The sequence below is a fragment of the Saccharopolyspora sp. NPDC003752 genome (genome assembly GCF_053605825.1).
The window spans coordinates 51754-60650 of sequence record NZ_JBSGJZ010000047.1 but is presented as its reverse complement, the minus strand read 5'-3'; the positions used below and the strand labels follow the sequence as shown (position 1 = coordinate 60650).

The following is an 8897-nucleotide window of genomic DNA, read 5'->3' as shown; positions in this document are numbered from 1 at the left end:
CGCCGTCCCTGGTGTGGCAGTGGGTATCTCGTCGGCGGGGACGGTCCCGTCGGCGCCGGGTGTGGTGGGTCCGGGCATCGGTGCTCCCGTGTCGGTTTCGGCGCCGGGCACGGACGTGCCGGCGACAGGTATCGCCAGTCCGGTCGCTGGCGTTCCTGTGCCTGGTGTGTCATCGCCTGGTGTCGGCGTGCCTCCCGTGGTCGACGGGCCGCCTGTCGTGGATGCTCCGGCTCGGGGCGAAGGACGAGCGCCTGTTGAGGACACCCTCACGCAGACCACGGATCCTTCCGTGCCAACCGCGGGCGTGCAGGCTCCCGCTGCGAACACGCCCGCGCCGGGTGCGCCGGTGCCGGGCACCGGGACGCCTGGTTCGAGTGTTGGGGCGTCGGTGCCGACTACGGGGACGCCTGGATCGGACGAGGGGATGTCGGTTCTCGGTGCGGCTGCGCCCGGTTCGGTCGTGGGTGCGCCGGATCCTGGTACTGCGGCACCGGGGATGGTCGCAGGGACGCCCGTGCCGGGTACTGCGACGCCTGGTTCGGGGGTGGGGACGTCGGTGCCCGATACCGCGAGGCCCGGCCCGGAAGGGCGGACGCCTGCGGACACCGCGGTCACCCCGCCGTTGCGCGACGGTTCCTTCTTGCCGCAGGCTCCGCCCCCGGCGGTCACTCGTGGTGCTGTGGGCTGGGACGTCGGGTATGGCACGGCGCCCGAGCTGCCGTCGGTTGATGCGCAGCCTCCAGTGCAGATCGGTCCAGCGGCAGGCACGGCTCAGCAGTCCGCATCGGAGACCAGCGCCGCACAGCGACAGGTTCCGGCGACGAATCAGCAGCGAGGCACTCAGGCTGGCTCGGATTCGGACCGGACCGTTCGTCCCGGCGATCTCGCCTTCGTGCCGTACCCCGAAGAGTCCGATGTGGCCGAGCCTGTCGTCGAGGCCGAGGAGCCGCGCCTCGCCAAAGCGGCGTGGACGCGCCGCGATTCTGTGCCGGGCCGGCCTGTCGACTCCATCAAAGATGAGCTGGCGCGGCCCGTGGTGAAGACGGAAGCCTTGTTCGGGCTACTGCACCGGGCGATGGGCGTGGCTGGTGCGGACCGGTTGGCCGACGAGATCGCCGCCCCGTTGGTCGCGGCGCTGGAGGAGGGGCGGCTGCGGCAGGCCGACTTCGAGCACGCGCTGCAGATCACGGGGCGGGTGTCCACGTTCATGGCCGACCCGTCCGCGGAGGTCACCGTGGGCTCGACGGCGGTGCGGTTGCCGGTCCGGCCTGCCGACCTGCCGTCGGTGCGGCAGCTGGCGCAGGCGATCGGGGACCGGGTTCGCGGTGGTGATTTCGACGGTGCGATGACGCTGGTCGGGGGGATGAACCGCGACCCACAGGTGGTGTGGGCGACGTCGACGGCGTACGAGGAGATGTTCGGCGGGGAGCTCGCGGCTGATCTGCGGGCGATGCGGGCGGACGAGTCGCCTTATGTCGACTACCTGTTGAGCTACTCGATCGCGCGGCCTGTGTCGTCGGACCAGGCGCACGAGTGGTACCTGCGGATGACGGAGCTGACCTTCGACCATCCCGAAGCCGGGCGGTTGCCGGTGCCGTTCGACCACCCCGAGGTTGGCTGTCAGATGCGGGCGCACCTGATGGCGGTCGCGTTGCAGCAGCTCGGGGCGCAGCCGCACAAGATCTTCGCGGTGCGGACGAACCCCCAGCTCGAGATTATGTCTGAGACCGCGCAGGGCGCCGGTAAAGACCTCCCGCTGCCCGTGCGCTGGGGCTACCACGTCGCACCGACCATCCGGGTCGAGGGCAAGAAGGGCCCATGGTGGGCGGTGTTCGATCCGACGCTGTCGACCGGTTCCCCCATGAGTGTCAAGGACTGGCTCTCACACATGAACCTCGACGTCAACACCACTCGCAACCTCGAGGGCACGGCCTCGTACCTCAGCCGGAGGCTCTTCGAGATGCGGCTGGCGGAGCCGGAAGCATGGACCGAGATGCAGCTGGCGGAGCCGGAAGCATGGACCGGCACCTGGCCGTCGGCCTACGCGGTCGTGGCGATCACCGAGCCCTGGGTCTACACTCCCGGCGACTTCGTCACCGGTTTTCTCGCGCGCACGTTCGCCTCCACGGACGTGTTATCGCGGGTGGACCTGGACGAACTCGAGGATCAGACGAGGATCGCTGCGGACCGGCGGGCGGACCGGGCGCTGGTGGACGTCGTCGTGCGCGCGAGGCTGGAGCAGATCGACGCCGACGCCGTGCTCGCGTCCCTCGCTGACATCGTGAAGCGCGAGCCACTCGGTGCGCGAGGCGTGCTCGACCGCAACCCGCTCGCCATGCCGCTCCTGGCGGACCTGCTCCCCGGTCGCGACGCCGAGATCCGGAACGCGCTCCACGTGCCCATCCCGGTTGTGCCCGAGGTGGAGTACGCCCCGACAGAACCCGCGACGGAGATCGACTGGCAGCGGGTCACCCAGGAGGTCATCGCCTGGACCGCAGCGGCCGCGCCGGGCTACGCCGACCCGGCGAGCCTGGCCCAGGGCGTGGATGCCGACGTCGTCGACCAGTTCGTCCGCACCTACTCCTCAGCAGGCGACTTCCCCGCCATCGACTGGACCGCCGGTCTCGGGGGCGGACTGCCCGAAGTTCCGCTCATGAACGACATCCCGGGTCTGTCGCTGCCGTTCGTTTTCCCGTCGCCGCACGGCTATCCGAGGGAGAACCTCGCGAAGGCCGTACCGCACCAGCGTGGCATCCGCGCGGTGACGGATCGTCCGGAGGTCGTGCGGTCTGCGTTCGAGGTCCGGCGGGCCTGGGAGGCCACCAAGGACGGCGTCGAGCCCGTCACCGAGATCACGGTGTACGTCGACATCGAATTCAGCCATCGGGACGGTGACGGTCTTCAGCAGTGGGTGATGTGGGACGCCCAGGTAGCCGTCGACTACTACTTCAACAGGCCGAACCTGCGCGCGTTCAATGGTGACCTCCTCCGCTTCCGGATCATGCCGAAGACGCCGGAGACGGTGCTGCATCACACCGTCGAAATAAGTTTCGACCCGAATACGGTGATCGACCAGAACCATTGGCAGTTCGGGCAGTTCGCGGTGCAGTTCGCGCACGGGTACGGCCGCATGATCGGGCTCGTCGAGGAGTACTCCGACGAGCCCGGCCAGCTGGACGTCCATGGCACCGTCATGGGGCGGCACATGACCGTGATGGAGGACGGCACCCGAGTTCCTATGGCGGGCATTCGCACGCCCGCCCGGTACGGCCAGGTGCTGTCGCTGTTCATCGGTGAAGTGCCGATGGAACCGGGCCTGGTGGGTGCGGTGGATCCGGTCACTGGTGCGCCCGCACCGGAAGCGTCGGCGACTACGGACGCACGCCCGCCTGTGGACAGTGTGATCACTCCGTCATTGCGTGACGGTTCGACCTTGCCGCAGGCCCCGCGGCCGCAAGGAGATCGGGAGTTCGAGTCCGGCACGCCGCAGTCGGCGGTGGTGGGTGGGTGGCCGGTGGAGTTGAGTGGTGACCTGCTCGAACACGTGCGGTCTGCGATGCGGCAGATCCGGCAGCAAACGCAGCCGCAGAAAAACGTGGTGGTGACGGCGGAGGATGCTCGCCACGGGTATGCGGAGTGGCTGGAAGTCCGGGGCGTATACCCGGAGTGGGCTCGGCTTTCGGTGCCGGAGAACTCCGTAAGGCTGGCTGTTGAAGTCGCCTATGTCGAGGCGCAGAGACGGAACGGTCATGACCGGCCGGCTATTCCGGGTCTGCGTGGTGGCGCGCCCGGTACGTCTCGTGTCACTGGCCCTTCTGCTTCAGCATCGTCTGGTAGTCGGGCGGGCATTGGTGATCACGGGGGTGCCGGTGGACACGCAGCCGCGCGGGGCGAGTCCTTGGTGGTGCCGGCGGAGGTGCGGGAGCGCATCACCCAGTGGCGCCCAGCACTGGAAGAGCCGCAGGCACCACGGGATTTCCCGAGCGGCCTCCAGCGGGACGGCCAGGACCTGCCCGTTATGGGTGGTGCACCGGACCCCGGACCGGTTACCGAGCGGACGCACCAGGTCCGGGTGTTGCTGCCACACAACGTCGTCCGGGCGGAGAACATCGACGGCCAGGGGATTCGCCAGACCGCGCAGGAGGCGATGAAACGGGCCGGGGTCTCCGAGCAACGGATCAAGCAGGTGCTGCACGGCCTGTCCGACGCCGCGTTGAAGGACAATTTCACCGTCCTCAACGGCGAGGGGCTGACCGTGAGCGTCGGCCTCGGCGCGGACGCAGTGGAGATCTCTGTGCACGCGCGGCTCACCGACGACACAGTTTCCGGAGGGGCGCCGGAAACGGCGGCTCAAAAGCCCGGCAAGTCTGGGAAGCCGGGGAAGAGCGGCAAGAAGTCCAAAGAGAACAAGATCGAGAACGCTTTGGGCGGCTACGGAGAGGTCAAGCACGAGGTGTCCTCCCCAGGCCGCTGGGACGATGGGTACGGCTACCGCGCCAACATCCCCGTGCCCGGGGCCTCTGTGCAGATCGCGACCAGCTTCAAGGGGCTCACCCCGCAATCGTCTTGGAAGGCCACTGATAGCTCGGAACTCCGGTACGGCTCGTCGTTCATGCCGCTGGGCGCCCGCACTACGAGTTCGCACGACTTGACGCACGCCGTCACCGTGCGTCGTGATAGCCAGGAACCCGTTCAGCTCAGCGGGCAGCGCGCTGGTGCGGCGACCGTGAGCACGCCGAACGTCCTGCACGGCCTGCGGCGCGTGGACACTGCGGAGCTCGGCAGCGAGTCCGCCACCGGGTTCGAAGCTTGGCTGAACACCGATCGTGCATCCGTGCGGCCCGGCGAGTCGGTCTACCTGTGCGGAAGCCAGACGCTGTTCGACAGCGCCAAGGCTCTCGTGCACCGGCACGATGACTGGGCTGGCAAGGCCGACGAGATCGGCTCGTCGCTGCGCAACACCCTGCGGGCCATGGTCGGCAGCGCCAATCTCAGCCAACGCGGGCCGGAACTGCTGTCCGGCGGCACCATTACCGAGAAGCTGGAGATCCGGGACGCGACCGGGAAGACCCGCACCGCGACCTTCGAGCTCAAGGTCCGCCAGGGACAGTCGCACGCCTTGCTCACCGATGAGGAAGTCCCGGCGGGTGACACGAAGTTCACCGCCAAGTTCGGCCGCAAGGACGGCCGCGAGCTCCAGGCCACGGTGGAACAGCCGGTTGGTCTCGGCGTCCGGTTGCGTCTCGCCAAGAGCGTCTACGACGACGGCGCCAATAGCCTCGACGTGCGTGTCTCGGGGCAGGGCAAACTGACCTCGCAGGAAGAGCACAGCGAGACCCTCGTCGACGACCTGCGCACCGAACTCGAGTGGGAGCACCAGGGTGAATTGCGCGGCGTCAGCGCGGACCTGACCTACGACCTGCGGGTCAAGTTCGACGACGGCCGGGTGTGGGACACCTCGCACGACATGGCGGACGGCGTCACCAAGTGGCGCGCGCTCGCCCCGGCACCCACGGACTCGGACGCGACCTCGCCGACGCAGCTCGATGGGGAGCCGTTCCCACCGCAGAAGGTCCTCGGAGCGGCCGAAACCCGATTCCCCAACGTTGCCGCAGTCAACGCGGCACTGCGTCAGATGCTGCCCCAAGGGGTGCTGCCGACTGCGGGTACGACTGCCGAATCGCACATGGCCGACAACGAGGAGATGCTGAACGACTTCGTGTCGGACCGGGGGTTCAGCAGCCATTCCCCGGATCTCAACGGGCCGGGTCTTCCGCTGGTGTTCACCAAGGCCACCTACGCCGACACGTCCCGCCCGGACGAGCTCGTCGGCGTGGTCATCCAGGCCGTTCCGCGCGGCTCCCAACCGCGCGGAGGGTACGGCACCGTCGACTCCGGGACGGCCGTGGCCGAGGCTGCTGCCGGGCGTGTGCCTGGCGCCGGGCTGAAGGGCGCGCTGACCGGCAGCACGAAGGTGGAGCACAGCAGCTCGGTCAAGACTGGCACGACCCTCGGCGGCGGTGCCGGCCTGCGCGGGCGCGCCGAAGCATGGGGGCAGTTGGACCTCAACGTCCAACGCGCGGACAAGTACAACACCGTGGAGTCCACACTGGACTTCTACGGTGGAGTCGGGCGCGGCCAGGGCTGGAAGGCCCCCGACGTCGGCGTGCACCTGAAGCAGGTCGACTACCTGATCACCGTGCTGGACAATGATGGCGTGCTCGGGCGGCGGACCGTCCGAGGCGGCCCGGCGACCACCTTCGTCGGTGGGGCACTCCCCGTCGGCGACCGGCCCGCGGACGCAAACAGCGCGGGCGCCAACGCCGCCGACGGGGCCGACGCTTCCGCCTTCCACGAGGTCGAGCACGACACACCGCGTCGGCCGGAGGGCTGGACGCCGGCCGCGCTGCCCGACTACTACGTGGTGCACGGCCTGGACCTGCCCGTCGTCAGCGGCCGCGAGCTCACCAGCCGGCTGCTCGGTGACTTCGGCGACAACAACGTCATCGCCGCGCACCAGGTGCATTCCTTCGCTGGTCCGGAAGAGGTCGCCACCCACTTCGACAGCGTCACCACCGGCACCTACGAGGGCGTGGTGCACCGCTACGCCAAGGGCAGGTTCCTGTCCGTTGAGGAGCGGCTCGGCGACATCAAGCAGCACACGGTGCTGAGCAACGCGCGCCTGAACGGGCCACCGCAGAACGTCGAGCTGAACTTCATCAGCACGGTCAGCGGCGCCACCGGACACGGCACCACCAAGTTCAGCGGCGGCGGCTGGACCCAGCGCGTCCGGGTGGGCGGACAGAGCAACGGCGACGATGCCAAGGGCATGTTGATGGGTAGCCACTCGGCCACGCCATCGGCATCGAAGGGGCGGTCGTTCAGCCAGGAGTTCGAGCACACCACGACCACGACTTACAAGGGCCTCGCCTACCTGGTCACCTACGACAGCAGCACGCTGTACAGCGGCAGCGAGGCCGAACACGGCGCGAACCCGCTGAGCGACGCCGCCGGGAACACGCGGCACCTCGAAGCCCACAAGAAGGGCTCGGTCCAGCTCTGGGTGCCGGCTGGCGAGATCGGCAGGCTCGGGCTGGGACCGGACGCGAAGACCACCCCGGCCACGGGCGACGGTTCGGGCTGGGAGCCGACCGCGTTCGTCGACGACGGGCACGCCTCGGCGACTGTCCGGCCCGAAGTCACCGGGGACCTGGTCAGCGGCATCAAGGAGCTCCTCAGCAGCGTCCCGCAGCAGAACGTGCCGGGCACCGCCGGCCAGCAGTTCACCGACTACCTGACCAAGCTCGCGTTCGGAACGGCCGAGCCGCGCGCCAGCCGGGACCTGTGGAGGCAGAGCATCCGCGACGTCGCCCCGCGCGGCTTGCAGGCGCTGTTGAAGGACTTGCGCGGGCCAGGCAAGCGGTGGTCCACCAGGATGTTGGGGTCGCTCGGCAAGATCGACGTCACGCTGACCTTGAAGGGCCGGCAAGGCCCCGGCCGGTTCGCTGGGGTCGAATCCGGGTGGAGCGAGAAGCACGAGATCAAGACGACCTCCGAGGACGCCGTCACCACGAAGAGCGGTCAACAGCGCCGGGTCCAGCCGATGCTCGGAGCACGGCAGTCGGGGGATGGTTCGCGGCAACCGGTGGCGTTCATCGGGCAGGGCGCCGCCGCCCAGAAGTCGTCCACCAAGCTCGTCGAGACCGCCAGTAAGGAAAGCACCCGGACGTACTCGTTCGAGAGCGACTTCCTGATTTTCGAGCACGACCTGGACCTCGTACTTACGGTGACCAAGACCGCGCACGCCGACCGCGCGTCGCGAATCCTGACCCTGGGCCTCGCCGACCTGGCGACCCAGGCGACCCTGGCGAGCACTAGCAGGACACTCCCGCTGCGGTCGTTGCCCGGCGTGGTGCGGACCCGCGTACCCATCGGAGAGCTCGCGCCCACCGAGTACCAGCCGAAGAGGATCGACACGCTGCCCGAGATGAGCCACGCGAAGGCGAACTCGGACGAGATGCACAAGGTCCTCCAGCGGTTCCTCGCGCCCCCTGCCGAGCAGACCGAGCAGACCGAGCAGACCGCAGACACCGCGCCCCCGGTGCCGCTGGGCGCGACCTGGACCCGGCACGCCATCCTGACCGGCACCACCACGAGCGCGCTATCGGCGCACCTGCAGGAGGCTATGAGTAAAGACGGCTACCGCCTTGACGGCCTCGACCACGACAGCCACGCCGCCGACGTCACGCGGAACCCATTGAAGTCCCTAGTTTTTCATGCCTACCTGGACGATGCGCACGTCACACCGACCGCGGACTCGGCAGGTCTGACGACCAAGGGCTCCACGACATTCAGCATCAAGGAGGAGCACAAGGACGGGCCGGTCTTCAAACCCAGCGCTCGCTTCCGGCAGGTCGCGCAGGCCACGATCGGCGGACCGGAATACTCCTGGCAGCAGACTTCCGCCGCCAAGTCGAAGTTCAAGGACGCCAAACCGGAAAAGAGCTCCAGCGGCGAGACCTACCTGGTGAGCGCCATGGCGAACTGGACGATCGAGCCCCGCCACCGGGAGGGGGCGCCTGAGGGCTGGAATGTGCCGCTCCACGCCAGGGACAAGGTCTTCGTGCACACCGACGAGGCCGGTCTGCGCGAGATGGGGCTGCGGCCGCCGCGTCCTGAGAATCTCTGGCGGCGTACCCCGGTACGGGAGGCGTCGTGGTTCACTCCGCTGCCGAACCCGCTGAAGCCCACCGACTGGGAGCACCTGCGGAACGCGCTCCCGGATGGCTCGGCGGACTTCGAGATCAGCGGTGCCAAGATGTCCAGCCGCCCCGACGATGTCGTGGACCGTGTCGTATTAGGCAATTACGACTGGCGGCGTTTCGAGGTCGACGGGC

At 68.7% G+C, this 8897-nt stretch carries 1 protein-coding gene (running past one end of the window); it reads left to right on the top strand.

The window, feature by feature from the left end; all coding sequences use genetic code 11:
- Positions 1-916: 916 nt before the first annotated feature.
- Positions 917-8897 carry the 5' portion of a protein-glutamine glutaminase family protein gene (locus tag ACWEV3_RS37355; RefSeq protein WP_452618416.1) on the top strand. 19433 nt of this gene lie beyond the right edge of the window, so the window shows 7981 of its 27414 coding nt (coding positions 1-7981); the start codon lies at positions 917-919; its stop codon lies beyond the right edge, outside the window.